At 64.1% G+C, this 24414-nt stretch carries 23 protein-coding genes; 9 read left to right on the top strand and 14 right to left on the bottom strand.

Annotation, left to right across the window (positions count from 1 at the left end; all coding sequences use genetic code 11):
* Nucleotides 1-32 precede the first annotated feature (32 nt).
* A complete protein-coding gene (gene pspA / locus FHS48_RS16060) occupies nt 33-692 on the bottom strand; it encodes a phage shock protein PspA (RefSeq protein WP_184264861.1) in 660 nt (219 codons plus the stop codon).
* A 205-nt stretch (nt 693-897) separates the two neighbouring features.
* Between pspA and pspF the strand changes: the two genes are divergently transcribed.
* A complete protein-coding gene (gene pspF / locus FHS48_RS16055) occupies nt 898-1905 on the top strand; it encodes a phage shock protein operon transcriptional activator (RefSeq protein ID WP_184264859.1) in 1008 nt (335 codons plus the stop codon).
* An 8-nt stretch (nt 1906-1913) separates the two neighbouring features.
* Here the strand turns inward: pspF and FHS48_RS16050 are convergent, their stop codons facing one another.
* The 5 genes from FHS48_RS16050 to FHS48_RS16030 form a co-directional block, all read right to left on the bottom strand.
* Complete coding sequence (locus FHS48_RS16050) at nt 1914-2891, bottom strand: substrate-binding periplasmic protein (protein ID WP_184264857.1); 978 nt, start codon at nt 2889-2891, stop codon at nt 1914-1916.
* 28 nt (nt 2892-2919) lie between these two features.
* Complete coding sequence (locus FHS48_RS16045) at nt 2920-3861, bottom strand: ABC transporter substrate-binding protein (protein WP_184264855.1); 942 nt, start codon at nt 3859-3861, stop codon at nt 2920-2922.
* Nucleotides 3862-3993: 132 nt separating this feature from the next.
* Entirely contained in the window at nt 3994-4602 is a 609-nt protein-coding gene (gene plsY / locus FHS48_RS16040) for a glycerol-3-phosphate 1-O-acyltransferase PlsY (RefSeq protein ID WP_184264853.1), read from the bottom strand.
* The gene (locus tag FHS48_RS16035) at nt 4592-5890 is read right to left on the bottom strand and encodes a dihydroorotase (RefSeq protein ID WP_184264850.1); all 1299 of its coding nucleotides are present in this window, start codon (nt 5888-5890) and stop codon (nt 4592-4594) included. The genes plsY and FHS48_RS16035 overlap by 11 nt, the downstream gene beginning before the upstream one ends.
* Nucleotides 5890-6843, bottom strand: coding sequence for an aspartate carbamoyltransferase catalytic subunit (locus FHS48_RS16030; RefSeq protein WP_184264848.1), 954 nt, complete (start codon nt 6841-6843; stop codon nt 5890-5892). Before FHS48_RS16030 ends, FHS48_RS16035 begins: the two co-directional genes overlap by 1 nt.
* Nucleotides 6844-7086: 243 nt before the next feature.
* Between FHS48_RS16030 and FHS48_RS16025 the strand changes: the two genes are divergently transcribed.
* A complete protein-coding gene (locus FHS48_RS16025) occupies nt 7087-7584 on the top strand; it encodes an acyl-CoA thioesterase (RefSeq protein WP_184264846.1) in 498 nt (165 codons plus the stop codon).
* Between the two features lie 79 nt (nt 7585-7663).
* On the top strand, nt 7664-10822 hold the full coding sequence (locus FHS48_RS20515) for a type ISP restriction/modification enzyme (protein WP_184264844.1): 3159 nt from the start codon (nt 7664-7666) through the stop codon (nt 10820-10822).
* 257 nt (nt 10823-11079) lie between these two features.
* On the opposite strand, the gene ruvX is transcribed toward FHS48_RS20515, so the two are convergent.
* On the bottom strand, nt 11080-11529 hold the full coding sequence (ruvX, locus tag FHS48_RS16015; RefSeq protein WP_184264891.1) for a Holliday junction resolvase RuvX: 450 nt from the start codon (nt 11527-11529) through the stop codon (nt 11080-11082).
* Between the two features lie 202 nt (nt 11530-11731).
* Here ruvX and gatC point away from each other — a divergent pair, with 202 nt between their 5' ends.
* The 4 genes from gatC to FHS48_RS15995 all read left to right on the top strand — a co-directional run bounded on the left by gatC (nt 11732) and on the right by FHS48_RS15995 (nt 15423).
* Complete coding sequence (gene gatC / locus FHS48_RS16010; RefSeq protein WP_184264842.1) at nt 11732-12019, top strand: Asp-tRNA(Asn)/Glu-tRNA(Gln) amidotransferase subunit GatC; 288 nt, start codon at nt 11732-11734, stop codon at nt 12017-12019.
* Complete coding sequence (gene gatA, locus FHS48_RS16005; protein ID WP_184264840.1) at nt 12019-13494, top strand: Asp-tRNA(Asn)/Glu-tRNA(Gln) amidotransferase subunit GatA; 1476 nt, start codon at nt 12019-12021, stop codon at nt 13492-13494. Before gatC ends, gatA begins: the two co-directional genes overlap by 1 nt.
* 4 nt (nt 13495-13498) lie before the next feature.
* On the top strand, nt 13499-14953 hold the full coding sequence (gene gatB, locus FHS48_RS16000) for an Asp-tRNA(Asn)/Glu-tRNA(Gln) amidotransferase subunit GatB (protein ID WP_184264838.1): 1455 nt from the start codon (nt 13499-13501) through the stop codon (nt 14951-14953).
* A gap of 77 nt (nt 14954-15030) precedes the next feature.
* Nucleotides 15031-15423 carry an ACT domain-containing protein gene (locus FHS48_RS15995; RefSeq protein ID WP_184264836.1) on the top strand — a complete coding sequence of 131 codons (393 nt, stop codon included), beginning with the start codon at nt 15031-15033 and terminating at the stop codon, nt 15421-15423.
* On the opposite strand, the gene FHS48_RS15990 is transcribed toward FHS48_RS15995, so the two are convergent.
* The 7 genes from FHS48_RS15990 to ftrA form a co-directional block, all read right to left on the bottom strand.
* Nucleotides 15413-16588 carry a hypothetical protein gene (locus FHS48_RS15990; RefSeq protein WP_184264834.1) on the bottom strand — a complete coding sequence of 392 codons (1176 nt, stop codon included), beginning with the start codon at nt 16586-16588 and terminating at the stop codon, nt 15413-15415. The genes FHS48_RS15995 and FHS48_RS15990 overlap by 11 nt on opposite strands.
* A 118-nt stretch (nt 16589-16706) precedes the next feature.
* Entirely contained in the window at nt 16707-17819 is a 1113-nt protein-coding gene (locus FHS48_RS15985) for a methanobactin export MATE transporter MbnM (protein ID WP_184264832.1), read from the bottom strand.
* Nucleotides 17819-18706: an MbnP family copper-binding protein gene (locus FHS48_RS15980; protein ID WP_184264830.1), complete on the bottom strand. Its 888-nt coding sequence runs from the start codon at nt 18704-18706 to the stop codon at nt 17819-17821. Before FHS48_RS15980 ends, FHS48_RS15985 begins: the two co-directional genes overlap by 1 nt.
* 122 nt (nt 18707-18828) lie before the next feature.
* Complete coding sequence (locus FHS48_RS15975) at nt 18829-20838, bottom strand: TonB-dependent receptor domain-containing protein (RefSeq protein WP_184264828.1); 2010 nt, start codon at nt 20836-20838, stop codon at nt 18829-18831.
* 107 nt (nt 20839-20945) lie between these two features.
* Nucleotides 20946-21395, bottom strand: coding sequence for a DUF2946 family protein (locus FHS48_RS15970; protein WP_184264826.1), 450 nt, complete (start codon nt 21393-21395; stop codon nt 20946-20948).
* A gap of 71 nt (nt 21396-21466) precedes the next feature.
* Nucleotides 21467-22363 (bottom strand): DMT family transporter, encoded by an 897-nt coding sequence (locus FHS48_RS15965; RefSeq protein WP_184264824.1) that lies wholly within the window; start codon nt 22361-22363, stop codon nt 21467-21469.
* Nucleotides 22364-22401: 38 nt separating this feature from the next.
* A complete protein-coding gene (ftrA, locus tag FHS48_RS15960) occupies nt 22402-23442 on the bottom strand; it encodes a transcriptional regulator FtrA (protein WP_260402523.1) in 1041 nt (346 codons plus the stop codon).
* A gap of 98 nt (nt 23443-23540) precedes the next feature.
* On the opposite strand from ftrA, the gene FHS48_RS15955 reads away from it, so the two are divergent.
* Entirely contained in the window at nt 23541-23966 is a 426-nt protein-coding gene (locus FHS48_RS15955; protein ID WP_184264821.1) for a rhodanese-like domain-containing protein, read from the top strand.
* Entirely contained in the window at nt 23963-24409 is a 447-nt protein-coding gene (locus FHS48_RS15950) for a GNAT family N-acetyltransferase (RefSeq protein ID WP_184264819.1), read from the top strand. Before FHS48_RS15955 ends, FHS48_RS15950 begins: the two co-directional genes overlap by 4 nt.
* Nucleotides 24410-24414 lie beyond the last annotated feature (5 nt).

Genomic DNA, 24414 nt, shown 5'->3' with positions numbered 1-24414 from the left:
CACTGCGGTCCCGCCCTGCGACAGGGGGCGGATCAGCGGCCCAGCTTGCGCTTCAGGGCCGCCAGTTCGTCCTCGACGGCGGTGGAGGATTCCAGTTCGGCGAATTCCCCGGCCAGATCCTTGCCGCGCCCAAGGTCATAGGCATCGGCCTTGCCTTCCAGTTCGGCGATGCGGCGTTCGATGCTGTCGTAACGGCCAAGGGCGGCGTCGATGCGGCCATCATACAGGGTCTGGCGCACCTGCACCCGGCGGGTGGCGGTGTTCATGCGGATTTCCAGCGCCTTCTGGCGGGTCTTCGCTTCTTCCAGCCGCTTTTGCAGGTTGCTGAGGTCTTCGTCAAACTTGGCGATCGCCTCGTTGATGCCGGTCAGTTCGGTTTCCAGCAGGGCAATGTCCTCGCCCAGCTTCTGGCGGGCCATCAGGGCCCCGCGGGCCAGATCCTCGCGGTCACGGCTGAGGGCGAATTCCGCCTTCTGCGACCAGTCGTCCTGGGCGCGGCGGTGTTCGGCGACCCGGCGTTCCAGATCCTTGCGGTCGGCCAGCGCCTTGACGGCGGAGGACCGCACTTCGATCAGCGTGTCTTCCATTTCCTGAATGACCAGCCGGATCATCTTTTCCGGGTCTTCGGCACGGTCGAGCAGGGCGGAGATATTGGCGTTCAGGATGTCGCCGAGGCGGGAGAAGATACCCATGATGTTGCTCCTCTGGGGATCAGGGGGATAACGTGTTTGGTCTTTCCTATTACAAAGCCCGTGCCAGTTTGATGATGTATTGTTTTTCAAGGGCTTGACGGGGTTGCGTTCAGGGTGGGTTCATCGGGGTGGCGGATAGTGATGGCGGTTTCCGTCAAAGTGGCGGAAACTGCGATGGCCCCTCGCCCCGCCGGAGGATTTCCCCATGCGTGCCCCGTTGTCCGCCCCGATCGGGGAAGATCCCGCCTTCCTGTCGATGCTGGATAAGGTGCGGCGGCTGGCCCCGCTCAACCGCCCGGTGCTGGTGGTGGGGGAACGCGGGGTGGGGAAAGAGCTGGCCTCCGAACGTCTGCATTACCTGTCCGGCCGCTGGGATGGCCCGGTGGTGAAGGTCAACTGTGCTGCCCTGCCGGAAACCCTGCTGGAAAGCGAACTGTTCGGCCACGAGGCCGGGGCTTTCACCGGGGCGCAGAAGCGGCGGGCCGGGCGGTTTGAACGCGCCCACCGGGGGACCTTGATCCTTGATGAAATCGCTTCCGCCTCGCTTCAGGTGCAGGAAAAGCTGCTGCGCGCCATCGAATATGGCGATTTTGAACGGGTCGGCGGGGTGGAGCAGGTTTCGGTGGATGTGCGGGTGATCGCCTGCGCCAACGTCGATCTTCCGGCATTGGCGCGGGATGGGAAATTCCGCGCCGATCTGCTCGACCGGCTGGCTTTTGATGTGGTGACCGTCCCGGCCCTGCGGCAGCGGCCGGAGGATATTCCGGTGCTGGCCCAGCATTTTGCCCTGCGGATGACGCAGGAACTGGGGCGGTCAGTGTTCGCCGGGTTTGATCCGGCGGTGCTGGCGCAGCTTCGGGCACACGCGTGGCCGGGCAATGTGCGCGAACTGAAGAACGTGGTGGAGCGGGCGGTGTATCAGACCCCGGAGGATCAGCCGGTGGCGGCGGTGGTGCTGGACCCCTTCGCTGCTGACGGACGCCCGGGGGCAACGCTGAACGGCCCGGAGCCGGAGGCCCCGCCGCCGGTTGCCGCAGCCCCTGCGGGGCCTGCCGGGCCGGTGCCGTTTACCGAAGCGGTGACCGCTTACGAGCGGCAGTTGCTGGAAGCGGCGCTGCGGGCCTGCGATAACCAGCAGACCAAAGGGGCAGAGTGGCTGGGGCTGGGCTACCACCAGTTCCGGCGGCTGCTGAAGAAGCACGGGGTCGGCTGACCGCTGCCTCAGTTGGTTTTCTGCCCGCTGTCGATGGGGGCGGAGACGCCGGGAAACGGCACCCACAGGCTGCGGTCGGCCAGCGGGGTTTCCTGTGGCAGCAGCGGATTGGTCAGGGTCAGTATCCGCGCCCCCTGAAACCGGTGCAGGGGAAAAGCCGGGCTGGTGGTCGGGTGGGTTTCGATCAGCGCCATCAGGCTGCCGTCGTGGGCCATGGCGGTCAATCCGGCCTCAAGCCGCCGGTTGAGGGCGATGTTGTCCCGGCTGGTGAAAAAATACAGCGGATAGCGGTAAGCCAGCACCAGTGTTTCGTCGATCATAAAGCTCTTCTGCGGCTGGGCGGCAACCTCGGCATAGACCTCGATCACGCTGCGCGGGAAGTAATCGCAGCGCCCGGCCCGCAGCATTTCATACATGACGTGGAACTGGTTGATGCGCAGCACCGGCAGGCCGTTGGCTTCCAGAATGTCGCTGTCCGGCCACTGGTCGCCCTGACAGGCGGTATACTGGCGCAGGTCTTCGACGCTGCGGATGCGGGCGAATTCCTCCTGTCGCTGCGGCAGGATCACCGGCAGGCGGATGCCGAGCAGCCCCCCGGTCAGGGGCACCCGCACCGGGGCCAGCCGCCGTTCGCGGTCCGGCGCGGTGCCGACCCAGTAGACATCAATGTGTTCCCCGGCTTCCAGATAGCGCAGCAGCCGTTCCTGCGATCCGATCAGGGGGACGGCACTGACGATCGCGGGGCTCTGACCGCCCCGTTCCAGCGCCGCCTGCAACAGGTCGATGAAGTAGGGGTGATTGCCCCGGATCGCCGTATCCTGCACCGGCACCCGGACTGTCAGCGGCATGGAGGGCGGGAGGAGCGCGGACCGGTCCGCTGCCGCTGCCGGAGTGCAGAGGGCCAGCCCAGCCACCAGCCCAGCCACCAGAACCACCAAGGCCCGGCGGGGCAGATCCATCAGCAGAGACAGCAGACAGGATGCCATTATTTCCGTCTCTCAGCAGGGGCGGCGATCAGAAAGCCCCGTCGCGCAGGGGGGCGGTGCCCCGGAAATCCGCCCCCGGCGGCAGGCCGGGGAACGGCAGCCACAGGGCCTGATCCTGCACCGGGGTGTCTTTGGGCAGCATCGGGTTGGTCAGCAGCAGCACCCGGCTGCCGGTATAGCGTGTCAGCGGAAAGATGTCCCGGGTTACCGGATGGGTTTCCCAGAACCGGCGCAGGCTGCCGTCATGGGCCATGGCGGTCAGGCCGTTGTGCAGGCGCTGCGCCAGTGCCGGGGCTGCCGGGCCGGTGAAGAAATACATCGGATAGCGGTAGGCAAGAATCAGGCGGTCGTAGGCGATGACGGTGCCGGGCGGCTGGGCGGCAACTTCGGCGTAGACCTCCTGAAGGCCGCGCGGGAAGTAATCGCAGCGCCCGGCCTTCAGCATGTCGTACATCAGCCGGAAGTGGTTGATCCGCGCCACTGTCAGGCCATTGGCCTCCAGAATGTCGCTGTCGGGCCATTGGTCGCCCTGACAGGCGGTCAGCGGGCGCAGCCCGTCGAGGCTGCTGATCCGGTCAAAGTCAGCCTGCCGGTCGGCCCGGATCACCGGCACCCGCAGCCCGAGCAGCCCGCCGGTCAGCGGCACCCGCACCGGCCGCAGCCGTTGTTCCCGCGCCGGGTTGGTGCCGACCCAGTACACATCCAGTGCCCCGGTCTCCAGATCGCGCAGAATGCGGTCCTGCGCCGGGCTGGTGGCGGTGATCTGCACCCGGGCCGGGCCATCCTGCGGGGCGGTCCGTTCCAGCACTGCCGTCAGCAGATCCGCGAACAGGCGGTGGCTGGTGTCAGCGGCACTGCCGGGGGCGGGGATGCGCACGACAGTTTCCGCCGCAGTGGGACAGGGTGCCAGCGGCAGAAGCACCAGCAGAAAGATCAGCAGAATGGGGAACCGGCAGAGGAAAGACATCATCAGCCTCCCGGCCACAGCGGGACCGGTACCCAGTATGTCATCGGTTCCGGCGATGGGACAAACGGAAAACCGCCGCGTGTCAGCGCGGACACGCGGCGGTTTGTTCTGTGTGTGCAGGAAAAGGAAGACTGATCAGTCTTTCTTCTTCTTGCCGATCTTGCTTTCCTCGCCGCGCAACAGGCGGCGGATATTTTCGTGATGGCGGATAAAGGCCAGCACCGCCAGCAGGGCATAGGCGATGACATGATCCTGATCGGACAGGAACCACGCATCCACCGGGGCCAGCGCCAGACACACCAGCGCCGACAGCGAGGAATAGCGGCTGAGCGCCGCCACCACCAGCCACGTCGCGCAGGCGGCCAGACCGACCGGCCACGATGTGACCAGCAGCACGCCCAGCGTGGTCGCCACGCCCTTGCCGCCCTTAAACCCCAGCCAGACCGGGAAGTTGTGACCCAGCACCGCGCAGCACCCGGCAATCAGCCCGGCCACCCCGGCCTGATCGGGCACCAGCAGGGCGGCCACCGCCGCAGCGATGCCCCCCTTGCCGGAATCCAGCAGCAGGGTGGCCAGCGCCAGATCCTTCCGCCCGGTGCGCAGCACATTGGTGGCCCCGATGTTGCCGGAGCCGATGCTGCGCAGGTCATAACCGAACGGCTTGGTCAGCACGATACCGAACGGCACCGAGCCGAGCAGGTAACCGCCAAGGGCACACAGGCCCAACAGAAGTTCAGGCATCATGCTGGTACACCGTGCGACCGTCGATCACCGTGCGCAGGACGCGGCCCTGAAGCAGGCGGCCGTCAAACGGCGAGTTCTTGGACTTGGACAGCGACTTTTTGGCGTCGTACTTCCACGGCTTTTCCAGATCGACCACCGCCAGATCGGCCGCCGCCCCGACCGCCAGCCGCCCGGCGGGCAGGCCCAGCAGATCCGCCGGGCCGCAGGTGATCAGCCTCAGCGCCTGCATCAGCGGCAACTGGCCGGTATGCACCAGCTCCAGCACCAGCGGCAGCAGGGTTTCCAGCCCGATGCCCCCGAAGGCGGCCACGGCGAACGGCACCCGCTTGGTGTCTTGATCCTGCGGCGAATGGTCCGACCCGATGGCGTCAATCACCCCATCACGCAGCCCGGCCAGAATCGCCTGACGGTCGTCTTCCGCCCGCAGCGGCGGGTTCAGCTTGGCGAAGGTGCGGTAATCCGACACTTCCAGCTCGTTCAGGGCGAAGTAGGGCGGGGCGGTGTCACAGGTGACGCGCAGGCCCTTCGCCTTGGCCCGGCGGATGATCTCCACGCTTTCCGAGGTGGAAATATGGGCGGCGTGGTAACGGGCCCCGGTCATTTCCACCAGACGTATGTCGCGTTCCAGCAGGACGATTTCCGCTTCACGCGGGATGCCGGTCAGGCCGAGGCGGGTGGCCAGATCCCCGGCGTTCATCACCCCGCCGGACAGGCCGGGTTCTTCCGGGTGCTGCATCACCAGCAGATCATAGGTGGCGGCGTATTGCAGGGCGCGGCGCATCAGCCCGGCATGGGCAATCGGCTTGGTGCCATCGGTGAAGGCGACCGCCCCGGCCAGCGACAGCATGCCCATCTCGGCCAGTTCCTTACCGTCCGTCCCCTTGGTGGCAGCGGCATAGGGGTAGACCTTGGTCAGGCCGATCTGGCGGGCGCGGCGGGCCATGAACTCAATCGCCGCTTCATCATCAATCACCGGGTCGGTGTTGGGCAGGGCCACCAGCGTGGTGATCCCGGCGGAGACCGCCGCCTTACCGGCACTCTTGATGCTTTCCTTATGGGCCTCGCCGGGCTCCCGCAGCTGGGCGCGCATGTCAACCAGACCGGGGATCAGGGCGTTGCCGCCGCAGTCCACCACCGTGGCCCCGGCGGGCGGGGTCACATCCGGCCCGAAGGCGGTGATCACTTCGCCGGTGGTGACCAGCGTGCCGGTGGTATCCAGCCCGGTGGCGGGATCAAGCAGGCGGGCGTTGGTGTAGGCCACCTGCGTCGGGGTATCAAAAACGGGCATCAGGCCTTCCCTCCGGTGGTGTTGCGGACCAGCGTTTCCAGCACCGCCATGCGGACCGCCACGCCCATTTCCACCTGTTCACGGATCACGGAGCGTTCCACGTCATCGGCGACGTCAGAGTCGATTTCCACCCCCCGGTTCATCGGGCCGGGGTGCATGATCAGGGCGTTGGGCTTGGCCAGCGCCAGCTTTTCCTTATCCAGACCGAAGAAGTGGAAGTATTCGCGCACCGACGGAATGTAGTTGCCCTGCATGCGTTCGTTCTGCACACGCAGCATCATCACGATGTCCACATCCTTCAGGCCCTTGCGCATGTCGTGGAACACCTCCACGCCCATTTCGCTGATGCCGCCGGGGATCAGCGGCTTCGGCCCGATCACCCGCACCACCGCGCCCATGGTGGTCAGCAGGTGGATGTTCGACCGCGCGACGCGGGAATGCAGCACATCGCCGCAGATGGCGACCAGCAGCCCGTCCAGACGGCCCCGGCGGCGGCGGATGGTCAGGGCATCCAGCAGCGCCTGCGTCGGGTGCTCATGCGCGCCGTCGCCGCCGTTGACCACGGCGCAGTTGACCTTATCCGCCAGCAGCTTCACCGCCCCGGAATCCTGATGCCGGACCACCAGCGCATCAATATGCATGGCATTCAGGGTGACGGCGGTGTCGATCAGGGTTTCGCCCTTGGTCACCGACGACCCCGACGACTGCATGTTGATGACATCAGCGCCCAGCCGCTGCCCGGCCAGCTCGAACGAGGCCCGGGTGCGGGTGGAGGCCTCGAAGAACATATTGACCTGTGTGCGGCCCTTCAGAATATCGAACTTCCGCAGCGGGCGGCGGTTGGTCTCGACATAGGAGTCGGCCAGATCCAGCAGGTAGCTGATCTCATGCGGGTACAGCCCCTCGATGCCGAGGAGATGCCGGTGGGAATAGTTGGGGGCTTCGTTTTTCATGGGCGCGGACTTATGACCTCAGCAGGACTGAAGGGCAAGGTGGGGCATGGCCGGGTGCAGCCACCCCCGCCGGACGGCGTTTCTGGCCCTTCTTTTACAGCATCACGGCCAGACGTCCAGTTCTCGATCGGGCCTGCCTGCCGATCTGATGTGGATCTGATATCGCCGTGGACGTTTTCCGCCCGCTCCCGTACCCTTTCCGGCCCACCCCGACCGGGGCTGAACACAGCGGAACCATCAGGCATGTCTGATATGCAAAGAGAAATCACCCTGCGCTTCATGGCCGAGCCGGGCGACCAGAACTTCGGCGGGAAGGTCCACGGCGGCGCGGTGATGAAGTGGATCGACCTTGCCGCCTACGCCTGCGCCGCAGGCTGGAGCGGCAAATACTGCATCACCGCCTACGCCGGGGGCATCCGCTTCGTGCAGCCGATCCACGTCGGCAGTCTGGTCGAGGTCACCGCCAAGGTGATCTACACCGGCCGTACCTCCATGCACATCGGCATCCGCGTTGACGCCGGGGACCCCAAGGAACGCCAGCGCTACCTGACCACCCACTGTATCGTGATTATGGTGGCGGTCGATAACGCCGGCCGCCCGTCGCCGGTGCCGGAATGGGTGCCGGTGACAGAGGAAGACAAATACCTCCACGCCTCCGCCATCAAGCTGGTCGACATGCGCCGCCAGATCGGCGAGGAAATGGAAGCCCACGTCAAAGGCTTCCCGCCGCCGAAGGGGTGAGGGGAGGGGGATTTGGGGAGGGAGCACTGCCCCTCAGGCCCCACAAAGGTTTATCTTTAAATGGCTATAGGGGGTTGGAGTGACGCTAGTTTCTGATTTCGTTGTCGCTGTGCAGAAAGTTTACGAAACTGGGGTTTCGACCGAACATTCTTACCGCCCAGCACTGGAGGTGCTGCTGAGTAGGCGGGAACACGGCGTCGCAGCCCTGAATGAACCCAAGCGAGTGGAGTGTGGTGCGCCCGACTTCATCGTCCAGCGCGGTGAGATCGTTGTTGGCCATGTCGAAGTAAAAGACATAGGTCATGATATTAGGGTAATGAAAGGCAGGGATAAAGAGCAGAAGTCGAGATATCTCAAGGCATTGCCTAATATTGTCTATACAAACTGCCTTGAATGGGATTTCTACAGAAGTGGAGAATTATTAGAATCTGTTAATATTGCTGATTTTGTGAAGGGTGTTATTTATCCAAAGCCAGAAGAGTACGAGCGGCTTGATAATCTCTTGCGCAATTTTATCGCCCAGAAGCCGCAGACCATCACATCCACAGAAAAGCTCGCAAAGATGATGGCTGGCAAGGCAGGCCTCATCAAAGACGTGCTGTTTAAGGTGCTGCATGAGGACAGGGAGTTCCGCACTGATCTGGGCGGGCAATACAAGGCGTTCCGGGAGCACCTGATCCATGACATCAAGCCTGAGGACTTCGCCGATATCTACGCCGAAACTATCGCCTATGGCATGTTTGCGGCCCGCCTGCACGACACCTCACTGGAAACCTTCACTCGGCAAGAAGCGCTGGAGCTTCTACCTAAATCCAACCCGTTCCTGCGCTACCTGTTCAGCTATGTCGCCGGGCCAAACCTCGATGAGCGCATACGCTGGATTATTGATGATCTGGCAGATGTTTTTCAGGCCGCCAACGTGGCAGTCCTGATGAAGGATTTCGGGACGCTTACAGGCCGAAAAGACCCGTTTCTGCACTTCTACGAGGATTTTCTTGCCTCCTATAACCCCGCCAAGCGCAAGGCGCGTGGCGTCTGGTATACCCCGGAACCTGTGGTCAACTTCATCGTTCGCGCGGTTGACGAGGTGCTCCGCACTGAGTTCGGGCTGGTTGATGGGTTGGCCGATACATCGAAGGTTACAATTGATCTCGACACCGGGCAGAACGACGCAAAAGGAAAACCGGTTACCCTTAAGCGCGATGTGCACCGGGTCCAGATCCTTGATCCTGCCACCGGCACCGGCACCTTTCTGGCCGAGGTCATCAAGCAGATCGCACCCAAGGTCAAAGGCGTAGCCGAAGGCATGTGGTCGGGCTATATCGAACGCGATTTGATCCCGCGCCTTCATGGCTTCGAGTTGCTGATGGCTTCCTATGCCATGTGCCACATGAAGCTGGACATGATTCTAGGTGAATTGGGCTATCGTCCTGGCAAGACGCCGCCACGTCTGTCGGTCTATCTGACCAATAGCCTTGAAGAAGGCGACCGCGATGTGCGCGACCTCTTCATGGCGCAATGGCTGACGCATGAGGCTCGAGAGGCCAACATCATCAAACGCGATATGCCCATCATGTGCGTTATAGGGAACCCGCCTTACTCCGGGGTCAGTTCCAACAACGGGTTGTGGGCAAGTAGCTTGGTTGCCCCTTACAAAATCGAACCGGGCGGCAAGATAAAGCTCAAGGAGCGGAATCCCAAGTGGATCAACGACGATTACGTCAAATTTATCCGTTACGCCGAGCATATGATTGCTAAGGCCGGAGAGGGGGTTCTGGGATTCATTACTAATCACGGCTATATCGACAGCCCCACGTTCCGGGGGATGCGTTGGCACCTGATGCAGAGCTTCGACAAGCTCTATATTCTTGATCTACACGGCAACTCGAAGAAGAAAGAGGTCGCGCCGGACGGATCAAATGATGCCAATGTCTTCGATATTATGCAGGGCGTGGCTGTTATTATCGGGGTGAAGCATCGAAAGAAGGGCGAGGTGGGAAAAAATTCTACCGTTCCTGCCGAAGTGTTCCATGCCGAGTTTTGGGGATCACGGCGGCAGAAATACGAACGCCTGCAAAAATCTGAGTTTAACAGCCTGTCATGGACTAAGCTGGACCCGGACCCAAAGTATCTGATGTTTTATCCGATCAACAGAAAGCTTTTGGAGGTCTATGATGGGGGCTTCGATCTATCGGAGTTTTTTCTGCACAGTACGATGGGTGTGATCACAAAAAGGGACGACTTTACAATCCGCTTAGAAGCTGACGAAGTTTGGCAGGTGGTTGAACAAATGGCTCGAACGCCCGATGCAGACCTCCACAGAGTTTTCAGTCTTCCAAAAGACAGTGATTGGGAGGCGGTAAACGCCAAGTTGGACATTGTTTCGTCAGGACCAAATCGGAGCTTTGTGAAGTCTATACGGTATGCCCCGTTCGATAATCGCTTCACCTACTACACGGGCCGGACACGAGGTTTTCTTGCTCGTCCGGTAGAACAAACAATGCGGCACTTTCACGAGGGTAACTTTGCACTCTCAGTTACCAGAAAAATCGACATCGGTTCTGGCTGGAATCATGTTTTGGTCATCGACAGAATGATGACGCATCACGCGGTGTCTCAGAAAGAGGGTAACTATCTGATGCCCTTATATCTTCTTCCAGAAGAACAGAATATCGACCAGACACGCCGTGTGAATTTTGACGCCAAACTTTGGAAGAAGCTGTGCGCGAAGGCGACAGACCGGGATCACGGCGAACCCAATGAACTGGCAACCTTCGATTACATCTACGGGGTTCTGCATTGTCCCGCTTATCGGTCCACCTTTGCCGAGTTCCTGAAAATTGACTTCCCTCGTATCCCGTGGCCCGCATCCCCTGCCGAGTTTTGGGATGTGGCCGGGAAGGGCGGCCAACTCCGCAGGCTGCATCTGATGGAATCTGCCGCGATCGGTGAAACACCCTATCCATTCCGTGGTGAGGGCAACGGAGCCGTCACCGAACCAAACTTCAAGGACGGGAAGGTCTGGATTAACGACTCTCAGTACTTTGCAGATGTCCCTCAGTCGGCATGGGATGCTCTGATCGGCGGCTACCAGCCTGCTCAGAAATGGTTGAAGGATCGCAAGGAGCGTACTCTGAGCTTCGATGATGTAAAGCACTATAGGAAGATCATCAAAATTCTTCTGGAAACCGACCGCATCATGCAGACGATCACGATGACGCTGGATGTTCCGATGTAACCCTACGAATGATTCACTCTGCATGGGGGAGTATTTTGATGTCGACAAGAAATGGGAGTGTTATTTTGACACTTCCAAAGACCGTGCTTTCTCTGTTTCTGGGGTATGAGGGTTGAGTGTCGTTTTAGTGATTCTGTTGAAGAATAAGGCTTTGCTGTCACATTTTTTAAATTAGAGTGTGAGAGGCCAAGCCTCTCACGCAGGGGTGCGGGGATAAGATCCCCGCGCTTTACCCTCCAAAACTCCCAAACCCCAACTCATCCCATCGCATCCAGAAAGCCCTGAAGGATATACGCCGCCGCTGACTGGTCGACGGTTTCGGCGCGGCGTTTGCGGGAGAGGTCCATTTCCTCGATCATCATCCGCTGCACGGCGACGGTGGAGAGGCGTTCGTCCCAGAACGCCACCGGCAGGGCGGCGACCGGGGTCTGTTTGGTCCGCAGGTTCAGCGCAAACTGGCGGGTGGACTGGCAGCGTTTGCCTTCCGTGCCGTCCATTTCGCGCGGCAGGCCCAGCACCAGCCCGGCGACCTCGTGCTTTTTCACCACGGCGGCCAGTTCGTCCACATCCTGCGTGAACTTGGTGCGGCGGATGGTGATCAGCGGCGTTGCCACCATCAGCAGGGCGTCGGACAGGGCAAGGCCGATGGTTTTGGTGCCCAGATCCAGCCCCAGCAGGCGGCCGTGGCGGGGCAGCAGGGCCTTCATCTCCGCCGGGGTCAGGTCCGCAGGGCGGGCGGGGCGGGGGGCGGTGCTCTCCGGCGGGGGCACGGGGGGCTGGTTCTCAGGGTTGCGGTCGTCCATGCCGGGTGCTACCTTCCGCCGGTTTTTCCAGTATTCTCTTCCGTGCGGGGCCGTCCGGCCCGCATGGTGTGTACAGACACTTACTCCCACCAGGAGACACTTTTCAATGTCGCTTGACAGAGACACCGTCAGGAAGATCGCCTTCCTTTCCCGCATCGAGGTGGCCGACGATACGCTCGAACCCCTCGCGGGCCAGCTTTCCGGCATTCTCGACTGGTTCGAGCAGCTGAAGGAAGTGGATACCGACGGCGTCCAACCGATGTCGAGCGTCACCGACGCCGTGCTGCGGTGGCGCGATGACGTCATCACCGATGGCGGCATCCGTGAAAAGATTCTCGCCAATGCCCCGGAAGCCATGGACGGCTTCTTCACCGTGCCGAAGGTGGTCGAGTAATGACGTCGCTTCTGGATCTTTCTCTGGCCGAAGCCCGCGACGGGCTGCGCGCCAAGGACTTCACCGCCGTTGAGCTGACCGATGCCTATCTGGGCATGGTCGAAAAGCATCGCGGCCTGAATGCCTATATCACCGAAACACCGGATCTGGCCCGGGAACAGGCCAAGGCTGCCGATGCCGCCCTTGCCGCCGGCACCGCCGGGGCGATGGCCGGGATTCCGGTCGGCATCAAGGATCTGTTCTGCACCGAAGGCGTGCTGACCACCGCCGCCAGCCATATTCTGGATGGTTTCAAGCCGCCCTATGAAAGCACCGTCTCCGCCAACCTGAAGAAGGCCGGTGCGGTGATGCTGGGCAAGCTGAACCTTGATGAATTCGCCATGGGCGGGTCCAACCAGACCAGCTATTACGGCCCGGCGAAAAACCCGTGGAAGGCCGAAGGCTCCGATGCCGATCTGGTGCCCGGCGGGTCCTCCGGCGGGTCTGCCGCCGCCGTGTCTGCCCGCATGGCGCTGGCCGCCACCGGTACCGACACCGGCGGGTCGATCCGTCAGCCTGCCGCTTACTGCGGCATCACCGGTATCAAGCCGACCTATGGCCGCTGCTCCCGATTCGGGATCATCGCCTATGCCAGCTCGCTGGATCAGGCCGGTCCGATGACCCGCACCGTCCGCGATGCGGCGATCATGCTCGGCTCCATGGCCGGGTTCGACCCCAAGGATTCCACCTCGGCCGATATCGCCCTGCCGGACTTTGAGGCGGCGCTGACAGGCGATATCCGGAGCCTGAAGATCGGGATTCCGCAGGAATACCGCCCGGAGGGTCTGGATCCGGAGATCAACGCCCTGTGGGACAAGGGGATCGACATGCTGAAGGCCGCCGGGGCCGAGGTGGTCGATATCTCCCTGCCGCACACCAAGTACGCGCTGGCGACCTATTACATCATCGCCCCGGCGGAAGCCTCTTCCAACCTTGCCCGCTACGACGGCCTGCGCTTCGGCCTGCGGGTCGAAGGCAAGACGCTGGACGAGATGTACGCCAGGACCCGCGCCGCCGGGTTCGGCGAGGAAGTGCAGCGCCGGATCCTGATGGGCACCTATGTGCTGTCCGCCGGGTATTACGATGCCTATTACCTGAAGGCGCAGCGCGTCCGCGCCCGCATTGCCGAAGACTTCCGCAACGCTTTCAAGACCGTTGATGTCATCCTGACCCCGACCGCGCCGACCCCGGCGTTCGGCATCGGGGCCAATATGGATGACCCGATCGCCATGTACCTGAACGACGTTTTCACCGTGCCGACCTCGCTGGCCGGTCTGCCGGGCCTGTCGGTGCCGGTCGGGCTGTCGTCCACCGGTCTGCCGCTGGGCCTTCAGCTCATCGGCCGCCCGTTTGACGAAGAAACCGTGCTGCGTGCCGGTGACGTGCTGGAAAAGGCTGCGGGCTTCTCCGCCGTGCCGTCGCTGGTGAAGGGATAAGAGAATGACCTACATCATCAAAGGGGAAACCGGCGACTGGGAACTGGTGATCGGGCTGGAAGTCCACGCTCAGGTCATTTCCAACGCCAAGCTGTTTTCCGGTGCCGCCACCGTCTTCGGGGCGGAAGCCAACACCCAGGTGTCGTTCATTGATGCCGGGTTCCCCGGCATGCTGCCGACCATCAACAGCGTCTGCGTGGAGCAGGCGGTGCGCACCGGTCTTGGCCTGAAGGCGAAGATCAACAAGCGCAGCGTCTTCGCCCGCAAGAACTACTTCTACGCCGATCTGCCGCAGGGCTACCAGATCAGCCAGTTCGACCTGCCGATCATCGGTGAAGGCGAAATCATCCTCGACCTGCCGGACGGCACCAGCCGCACCGTCGGGATTGAACGCCTGCATCTGGAACAGGATGCCGGGAAGTCGGTCCACGACCAGCACCCCAGCAAGTCGTTCATCGACCTCAACCGCTCCGGCGTCGCGCTGATGGAAATCGTGTCGAAGCCGGATATGCGCACCCCGGAAGAAGCCGGGGCCTACCTGCGCAAGCTGCGGGCGATCCTGCGGTATCTGGAAACCTGCGACGGCAACATGGACGAAGGCTCCATGCGCTGTGACGTCAACGTCTCCGTCCGCAAGGCCGGGGAGCCGTACCGCACCCGCTGCGAGATCAAGAACGTCAACTCCGTCCGTTTCGTGATGCAGGCGATTGAGATCGAAGCGAAGCGCCACGTCGAGGTGTACGAAAGCGGCGGTGACATCGTGCAGGAAACCCGCCTGTTCGACCCCAGCCGCGGGGAAACCCGGTCGATGCGCAGCAAGGAACATGCGCACGATTACCGCTACTTCCCGGACCCGGACCTGCTGCCGCTGGAATTCGACGATGCCTTCGTTGAAGCCATCCGGGCGACCCTGCCGGAGCTGCCGGACGAGAAAAAGGCCCGCTTCGTCGAGACCTACGGCATGACCGGCTATGATGCCGGGGTGCTGGTGATGGAAAAGGAAACCGCCGCTTACTTCGAAGAGGCCGCCAAGGGCCGCGACGGTAAGCAGGTGGCCAACTGGCTGATCACCACCCTGTTCGGCGGCCTGAACAAGAAGGGCCTGTCGATCACCGAAAGCCCGATCAGCCCGGCCCAGCTCGGCCAGCTGGTCGATCTGGTCAACGACAACACCATCTCTGGCCGTCTGGCCAAGGACGTGTTCGAGATTATGCTGGAAGAGGGCAAGGACCCCGCCGTCATCGTCGAAGAACGCGGCATGAAGCAGGTGACCGATACCGGTGCCATCGAAGCCGCCTGTGACGCGGTGATCGCCGCCAACCCGGAGAAGGCACAGGATGTGCGCGACGGGAAGGAAAAGCTGATCGCCTGGTTCATCGGGCAGGTGATGAAGGCGACGCAGGGCAAGGCCAACCCCGGCATGCTTCAGGAGATCCTGAAGAAAAAGCTGCTGGGCTGATTTTTGTCTGCGGACAGGATACGGAAAAAGGGCTCCGGGATACCGGGGCCCTTTTGCCATGCGGAGGAGGACTGACGATGCCGGTAACGCTGCAACAGTGGGATGGCCTGTACGCGGTGGCGCAGTTGCCGCCGGATGCCCCCTTCCCCGGCTGGATCACCGGGCCGGGGATGGTGACCCTGACCCGCGCCGATGATGAACTGTCGGTGGTGTGCCGTCAGGACCGGATCCCGGCGGACGGGGTGCGGGTTGACCGGGACTGGTGCTGTCTGAAGCTGCTGGGGCCGTTTGCCTTCAACGAAACCGGCATTGTGCTGTCGGTGATCCGGCCGCTGTCGGAAAACGGCCTCGGCATCTTTGTGGTGCCCACCTTCAACGGCGACTTCCTGCTGGTGAAGGCGGCGGACCTGCCTGTGGCAGAAACCCTGCTGACGCAGGCAGGCCATACGGTCAGGCGTATTACCGGCTGAGGCCCTTGTGCGGGGCTGCCATTGGTGCCACAGGGGGCTGGATCGGCGGAACGACGGCACTGCGGCACTGATCAAGGGATGGGGCGTCTCCGTCCGCCCATGTCACCGGGATCAGGATGCCGCGATAGCCGATAGCCACCGGATACTGGTAGGTGCGGCTGAGGGTAATGCTGCCGGATCCACCCCGGGCGACCTGTGCGGAGACGCCGGGTTTGCCGTTCAGCGGGGTGATGGCCCCGCTGGCAGCAGCCTGCGCCTGAGCCGCCGCCGCCTGTGCCGGAACCGGCTGTTCTGGCGGGGTTTGCGGGGCGTCTGCACCCGGCACCGTCTTTCCGGCTGGCAGGGGCAGTTCTCCCTTCAGGCGGGCGGCGGCCTGCTCGGTCATCGACAGGGTGACGTCGAGGCTCCGGGCATAGAAAACTTCGGTGATCACCATCAGGGTCGGGCAGTCCTGCGGACTGTCCGGGCCACAGTGCCGGGGTGCCGGGGTTTCGGCGGGCAGATGGCGGAAGGTCCGCAGGGCTTCCCGCTGCTTTGGATCGGCGCAGAAGGCATCCAGCACCGTGCTGGCAGGCAGGCCATAATATTCGGCAGCGGGGACTTTGATCGCGGCGCTGTCGATATCGGCATAAGAGATCCCGGCGGCAGCGCTCAGGGCCTCGCCGGGGATGACGGCTCCGGCCTCGGCGGTGGTGGCGGTGCTGCGCATGAATTCGGGGAAGGCCACCTGCTTCAGGCGCTGGACCGTGCTCTGTCCGCTGCCGGGGAAAATCCCGGTGGGATTGGTCGGAATGGGCACCTCACCGCTATCGGAGGGGCTCCCCCCGCTGCCGCCAAAGGTGGCGGCAAAGCTGGGGCGCTGGGCGTAGAAGGCATTGACCTGACTGTTGAGGTCAACCGAGGAAATCCACTGCCCGACCGGCAGGGGCGCATCTTCGCTGGCCGGCTTGATCTGGTCCCGCAGCGGGATCGGCATCAGGTAGACATCCCCGGCCTGCACATCCTCCCGGGGTGGAAACAGCGGGTAGATATTGTATTCCCGCATGTTGCTGACCCATTGGCGGGAGACAAACCCCTCATCGGGGCCGCCGCAGGCAGACAGGCTGCCTGCCAGCAGCAGGGCGGTCAGTCCGGTTCCCCGGAGGAGATGGCGACAGAAAGGCATAGGGCCTCCGGGTATTTTAGTTGTGTTTATGAATTTTATCTCCAAATAAGGGTATCGTGAAAAATACTCTTATAGGTTTTTCTGTGTGGAAAAATCCCTCAAAGAGAATGATCGGCGATTATCGCCCCCACGGGTCGGCAAAGCGGGGATCCGTGGGCAGGGTCAGGTCGGTCAGGCTTTCGAGAAAGGCCACCAGATCGGCCTTTTCCTGTCCTGACAGATCAATCCGGGCGATCAGGCCGCTTTTGTAGGGATTGCTGCGGCCGTCTCCCGCCAGCGGGCCGGAGGTCAGCACCCGTCCGCCATCGGAATAGAGATCCACCACCCCGGCCAGCGTTGCCACCGATCCGTCGTGCATATAGGGGGCGGTCAGGGCGATGTTGCGCAGCGACGGGGCGCGGAAGGCCCCCATATCCTCCGGCTGGCCGGACAGTTCATAGAGGCCCCGGTTGGGGAAGGGGTAGGCCCCGGTGCCGCCGATGTTGTACAGGCCGGTATTATGGAAGGGCGTCTCCACCTCGCGGCTGCGGGCATGTACCACCTGATCGTTGAAATTGAAGCTGCCGTGGCAGTGATGGCATTCCGCCCGTTCCCCGAAGAACAGATCCCGCCCGCGCTGTTCGGCCGGGGTCAGCTCCAGTGTGCCCTGAAGGCTGCGGTCGTACCGGCTGTCGGCGGAGACCAGCGCCCGCTGAAAACTGGAAATCGCCTGAATGATCCGGTGCAGGGTCATGGGCTGCGGATCATCGGGGAAGGCGGCGGCAAACAGCGGCGCATAGCGCGGCTCGGCTTTCAGGCGGTCAAGGATCAGCGGTCTGGTCTGGTCGTTGACCCCCATCTCCACCGGGTCATCGCCAAACAGCGGGTTTTCCATCTGGCTTTCCAGCGACACCAGCGCCGGATTGGCCCAGGTGTAGGTGGCATGCCAGGCTGAATTGACCACCGTGGGGGCGTTGCGGTGGGTCAGCACCCCGGTGGACCCCGGCGACAGCGCCCGGCCATCAGTGAAGGCCAGCGCCTGCACATGGCAGGAGGCACAGGCGATGGTGCCGTTGCCGGACAGGCGGCGGTCGTAGAACAGGTGGCGGCCCAGCTCCACCGCCTCCACCGTCATCGGGGTGTCAGCGGGGATCCGGGGCGGCGGGATATAGTCCGGCAGGGTCCACGTCCAGGCCTCTGCCGCCGCCGGATGCGGCAGCAGAAGCAGCAGAAGCAGCAGGGCGCGGCGCATCACCGGGCCTCCACCGGGCGGAACACCGGCGGCTGCGGCGGGGCCAGCGGCTGGCCGGTGGTCAGCGACAGGCCGAGGGCGGCAAACACCGGCGGGCAGTCGGCATCGGTCGGGCCGCTCATGCAGCCGACCGCGCCGCCCTGATCGCGGGTCAGGTCGGTGCCCCGGAACAGGGCGGCCAGATCCAGCGCGACGGCCTGCCGGACGGGGTCGAAGGCGGGCAGGGTCACCGGCAGGCGGTTGGGCCGCTGACAGGTCACCGCGCCGCCCTGTACCGGGTTGCCGGTGCAGTCGGTGGAGCCAAGATGCAGGAACCATGTCGGGGCGGTGGCACCATCGGGCTTCCGCACCCCTCCGGCGGGGTTGACCTCCACCTTCATGAATTTCCGCCCGGCCTGCCAGCTCCAGTTCATCGCCACCACATCCAGCGGGGCGGGGGTGACTTCGACGCTGGTATGGTTCAGGGCCGGGGGCACCCCGACGGTAAAGCGCAGGCCGGTGTAGGATCCGGCGGGGACCGTGCCGGTAACGGCGGTGTTGACGGCGGCATTCCCGGCACAGCCGGGGCTGCCGCTTTCAAAATCCAGCAGGGCGACGCCCTGCCGCTGCCAGTCGCTGTCCGTCAGGGTCAGCGGCACGGCGGTGCCACCGGCCTCAATCAGGGCGATATCCTGCACATACAGGCGGGCATCGCGCAGGGTGACGGCGGGGCCGCCGCTGCCGGGCAGGCTGAACGGGGTGCCGCACTGGACCGGGGTGGCCCCGGCGGTCAGGGTAAAGGGGATGCGCACGGTCTGCGGACCGGGCGGAGTGGCGCAGGCGGTCAGCGTGACTGCACCAAGGGCGAGGGCGGCAAGGCCCCGGGTGAAACGGGCGGAACGGCGCATGGCGGGACTCCCGGAGGCCGGTCCGGCCCCGGGAACCCCGGAACGGCCGGACGGCGGCTCGTCATGAAAAGGCACAGGGCGTCCCCGCCCCGGAAGGCCGGAGCGGGGACAGAGTTGGGGGATCAGAAGCGGGCGGTCAGGGCCAGATTGACGCTGCGGCCTTCTTCATAGGTGTAGGTGGTGGTCTGTGACTGCTGGTAGGTCACATAGGTCTGGTCAAACAGGTTGGAGACGTTCAGGTCCACCCGCCACCAATCCTGATCGTAGGCAACGCCGATGCTGTGCAGGCCATAGCCGCTGCGCTGGCGGGTGGCGGTGCTGTCATAATCCTGCGCTGCCACAAACTGCCCCAGCCACCAGCCGGACCAGTGGCTGTCAAACTGATACCGCCCGGACAGGCTGAGGGTATCCGGCGGGGCGAACAGGTTGGCATCGGTGTTGACGTCTTCCGCCCGGATGCGGGAATACCCGGCCCCCAGCTCCAGCGGGCCGGAGGTATAGGTGCCCTCAACCTCCATCCCATAGCGTTTGGCCTTGGAGATGTTGCGGTTCTGGAACACCTGACCGGTCCCGGCGAACGGTGCGGCGCGGGTATAGGTGCCGATAACGGTGGAGGTGATCAGGTCATCGACGGTTTCGGTGAACAGGGTGCCCTTCAGGCGGGTTTTGTCCCCGGGAACGATGCTGTCGTTCAGGCTGAGGGTGGCCCCGCCTTCCCACGTTTTGCTGGTTTCCGGCCGCAGGGCGGTGTTGGGGCGGAAGTTGAACAGGGCGCGGGTGGTGTTCAGGTTCTGATAGGTTTCCGACAGGGTCGGGGCGCGGAAGCTTTCCGAGAAGCCGCCGAACAGCCCCAGCACCTCGTTGGGCTGCCAGTGGACCGTCAGCTTCGGCGACAGGTGATTGAAGGTGCTGTCGCTGCCGCCGGTCGGCGACAGGGTATAGCTGTCATTGCGCAGGGCACCGGTGATGGTCCAGTGGTCCCCGACGGCCATTTCGTTCTGAATGAAGGCCCCGACCGAGGTCTGGTCGCCATCCGGGGTGACGGCATTGGGGCTGCCGCCGTCGCGGTTGGTCAGGGTGTCTTCATAGGCATCAACGCCGTAGGTGATGCGGTGCGTCAGCCACGATGCGGTTTCAAACCGGCTGGTGTTCTGGGCGCTGATCCCGGCGGTTTCGGTGGTGATATCGGTCTGGGTGACCCCGCTGGTGTAGGGCGAGGTCTTGAAATGCAGTTTGGTGTTGTAGGCGTTGATCCTGCCATCAAACAGCTTGCGGTCGGAATCCCGGAACGTATAGCTGCCGACCACTTCATCCTGTTGGCGGTTGAGGGTCTGGAGCAGGCCGAAGGCCGGGCTGCCGCCGGGGTTGCTGGGGGTCAGCGTGCGGTCGCTGAAGCGCTGGTACGACAGTTGCAGTTTGTGCAGGTCGTTGGGGCTGTAGCTGCCTTTCAGCAGGCCGGTGCGCAGCTGGTCATCGCTCAGCAGGTCCTCGCTGGCCCCGGTGTGGATGTCCCCGGCCTCGCGCAGGCTGCCGCTGCCCAGCAGGGCGAAGCCCCCGGCCTGCGCCGCGCCGGTCAGGTTGCTGGAAAAGGATTCATCGCCGCTGCGGTAGGCGGTGCGGATCCGCCCGCCGTGGGTCTGCCCATCCTGAAGGATATCCCCGGCTTCCAGCGTGCGCAGGGCGATCACCCCGCCGATGCCGCCGCTGCCGTACAGGGCGGAGGTGGAGCTCCGCACCACGTCAATCTGCTGCACCATGTCGGGGTCGATCAGCAGGGGGGAACGGATGCCGTCCACATGGTTGCGGCGGGCACCATCCACCGACAGGATCACCCGTGGCCCCTGAAGCCCACGCACGGAGGGGATCTGTCCGGCGGCCCGGGCTCCTCCGCCCATATTTACCCCCGGCACGGTGCGCAGCACCTGAAGGGACGATGCCTGTGCCTCGTCCAGCTGCTGCCGGGTCAGCACGGAGACCGAGGCCGGGACCTCAAACGGGTCACTCTCGGTGCGGGTGGCGGTCACGGTCATCGGGGTCAGGGTCTGGCTGTCGGCAACGGCGGCGGACGGCAACAGGGCCAGCAGCGGCAGGGCTGCACAGGCGGTGCGGGCAAAGAAAGGGGTACGGGACACGGTGGTCCTCCCGTCTGATCATCCGGAAAGCTATAGGGTGCGGTCAGGCGATATTACGGCCACACCGCAGGAGTGGGGCCGGGATGCCGGGCGCCGGGGATGGAAAATCAGACGGTGGGCGGCCCACGGGCCTGCCGGGTGGACAGAAACCAGCCGGTGGCGGCCAGATCGTCGGGCAGGGAAACAGCGGTGATCCGCTGCGGCGGTGGGGAAATGGACGGGGGCGGCGGGGGCAGGGCCAGACCGCCGACCAACGGGCACAGCGGGCAGTGCCCGCCGGTTTTCAGGGGGGCCGTCGTGTCGTCATTGGTGGGGGAGAAGGTGCCATCGGCGGTCTGATAGACAATGCCGTCGGCGGTACAGATTGCCACGGTTCCGGCCGGAGCCGCCATGGCGGCGGGCATCAGCAGGCCCCAGGCCAGACTCTGGATCAGCAATGCCAGCGCGGCGGCCAGAAGGCCGCAGCGGCGGAGCATGCGGAACAGGGGCAGGCGACGGGCCATGGCGGGCAGCGGGTAATCCAGAGTAGAAACAGGCTGATGGTAGCCGATTGCCACAGGAAAGCCATATTTTAATTATGGGCGCAGGATCCGGCTCCCGCCGTGGGTACAGGATCCGGCTCCCGCCGTCAGGCCCCGGTGGCCTTGCGGGACGGCAGCGTCATCAGCATCACCCCGATCAGAACGCAGGTCAGACCGGGCCACAGGGTCGGGCTGAGGCTTTCGCCCAGAAACACCACACCAATGGCGACGCCGATCGGCACCCGCAGATAGGCCTGCGATGTGGTGCCGACCGATCCCAGCGTATGGACCAGCCGGAAGTAAATCGCAAACGCCAGTGCGGTGGAAAACACCGCCAGCCCCAGCAGCGCCATCAGGGAGTCCAGCGAGGGCGACAGCGTCCACGGCTGATCGACGATCAGGCTCAGCGGCAGCAGCAGCGCCGCCCCGCACAGCAGCGATCCGGCGGCGGGCATCATCGGGTCCAGCCCCTTGAAGCTTTTGCCCAGAATGGCGGCCCCGCCATAGCAGACGGAGGCAGCAACCACGGCCAGCTGCGCCCACAGATCCTTGCCCAGCCCGTTCAGGGCCTGTAACCCGATGATCAGGCAGATGCCAAGGATGCCTGCCGCCACGCCGCACAGCTTGCGCAGGGTGACCGGCTCGTGCCGGATGATCAGGGCGGTCAGCAGGAAGGCGAAGATCGGGGTGGTGGAATTCAGGATGGTGGTCAGCCCGGCATCGGTGGTCAGCTCCGCCCAGGCAATCAGGGTGAAGGGAACGGCGCTGTTCAGCAGCGCCTGTGCCAGAAAGCGCCGCCACGTCGCCGCATCGCGCGGCAGGCGCAGGCCGCGCAGGGCGAGGATGGCAACCAGCACCGCCCCGGCGATCAGGGTGCGGGCCGCAATCAGGGTGACCGGGGGGATGGTTTCCACCCCGATTTTGATGAAGGTATAGGCCGCCCCCCACAGGGTGGACAGCGTCAACAGCAGGGCAAGGTCTTTCAGCGATGCGCGCTCGGTCATGGTGGGGCCTGACGGAAGAGGGGGAAGACAGGCCGCTGTTATAGACCGGCGGACACCCCGAATGCTTCGGATCCGGTCGAAGTGTCGCTGTGGGGGCCGAAGGCCTCGCGGTAGGCCCCGGGGGTGGTGGACAGCACCTGCCGGAAGTGATGGCGCAGGGTGGCAGCACTGCCGAACCCGGCGACGACGGCGATTTCCTCGATGCTGGTCTGGGTGGTTTCCAGCAGGCTGCGGGCCCGGTTCAGCCGTTCCGTCAGCAGCCAGCGGGCCGGGGTGGTGCCGGTGGCGGCCTCAAACCGGCGCAGGAAGGTGCGGCGGCTCATCCCCACCCGGCGGGCCAGCGCCTCCACCGTGTGGGTGCCGTCCAGTGTGCGCCGCATGTGGTCCAGCAGCGGGCCGAGGCGGGTGCTCTCATGCGGGCGCGGCACCGCCTGCCGGATGAACTGGGCCTGCCCGCCGTCGCGGTGGGCGGGCAGGATCAGCCGCCGGGCGACACTGTTGGCGGCATCGGTGCCAAAATCACGGCGGATGATGTGCAGGCACAGGTCCAGCCCGGCGGCGGTCCCGGCGGAGGTCATCACCGTGCCGGTATCGACATACAGCACATCCGGGGTGACATGGATGGTGGGAAACCGCTGGTGCAGGGTGTCGGTGTACCGCCAGTGGGTGGTGGCCTGTCGCCCGTCCAGCAGGCCGCTGGCGGCCAGAACGAACACCCCGGAACAGAAACTGATGACCCGCGCTCCCCGCTGGTGGGCGGCGCGCAGGGCGGTACACAGGGCCTCCGGCACCGGTTCGTCGATCCCGCGCCAGCCGGGGGCAATGATCAGGTCGGCCTGTTCCAGCAGATCAAGGCCGCCATCGACGGTGAAGGTCAGGCCACCGGTGGCCCGCATCGGCCCGGCATCGACCCCGGCGACGGCAAAGCGGTACCAGCCGCTGCCCATTTCCGGCCGCGACAGGCCGAACACTTCGACGGCGATGCCGAATTCAAAGGTGCACAGCCGGTCATAGGCCAGTGTGACGACCAAAGGGCCGGTAAGGGCGGAAGACGGAACGGGGGGCTGATCGTTTGGCATGATTTTGATGATAGATGGCAAAAATGCCATCTGCAAGCCGGAACCGGTCTGGCGTAGCCTGTGGACATTGGATTTCCCCAGAGACACCGGAGACCCCGATGAGCTACGTGACTGATTATCCCGCCGCCACCCCGGAACAGACTGCCGCCCACTTTCTGGCCCGGCTGTCGGTGGAAACCGATTGCGCCGACGTCGCCCATGCCCTGCGCAGCGGTGATGTGGATTTTGTGCTGCTGCATGTGGTTGGCTCGCCGGAAGCCTACGCCCGGCGGCATGTGCCGGGGGCGCTGCACCTGCCGCACCGCAACATTACGGCGGACCGGATGGCGGAATGGCCGGACGACACCCTGTTTGTGGTCTACTGCGCCGGCCCGCACTGCAACGGGGCCGATCAGGCAGCGCTGAAGCTGGCCCGGCTGCGTCGCCCGGTGAAGATCATGATCGGCGGCATCACCGGCTGGGCCGATGAGGGCAACCCCTTCGCCACCGGGGCGGAACCGGGCAGCATGGCGGGGGCCGCATGATCATCCGGCCCTTTACCCCGGCGGATGTGCCGGTGGTGTGGGGGATGATGCGGGATCTGGCGGTGTTTGAAGGCTACATCGACCGCTTCCGCGTCACCCCGCAGGATGTGTTGACCCACGGCTTCGGCCCGCAATCGCGCTTTGGCGTGCTGGTGGCGGAGCAGGAGAAAGGCCTGAGCGGGATGGCGGTGCATTACACCATCCCGTGGACCTTTGATCTGCGGCCGGTGGTGGTGCTGAAGGAGCTGTTCGTTCAGCCCGCCGCCCGGGGGCAGGGGGTGGGGCAGGCGCTGGTCCGGGGGCTGGCGGAGCATGCCGCCAGCCTCGGCGCTTCCGCCCTGCGCTGGACCGTCCTGCCCGACAACGCCCCGGCGCAGGCGCTGTATGCCGGGCTGGGCGGGCGGAAGGACCCGGACTGGGACCATTGGGTGCTGGCGCTGTAGGGAAC

The sequence above is a fragment of the Novispirillum itersonii genome, from assembly GCF_014205675.1.
In the GTDB taxonomy this organism is placed as follows: domain Bacteria; phylum Pseudomonadota; class Alphaproteobacteria; order Rhodospirillales; family Rhodospirillaceae; genus Novispirillum; species Novispirillum itersonii_A.
The sequence above is the reverse complement of the archived record's forward strand: the minus strand, read 5'-3'. Positions and strand labels throughout refer to the sequence as shown.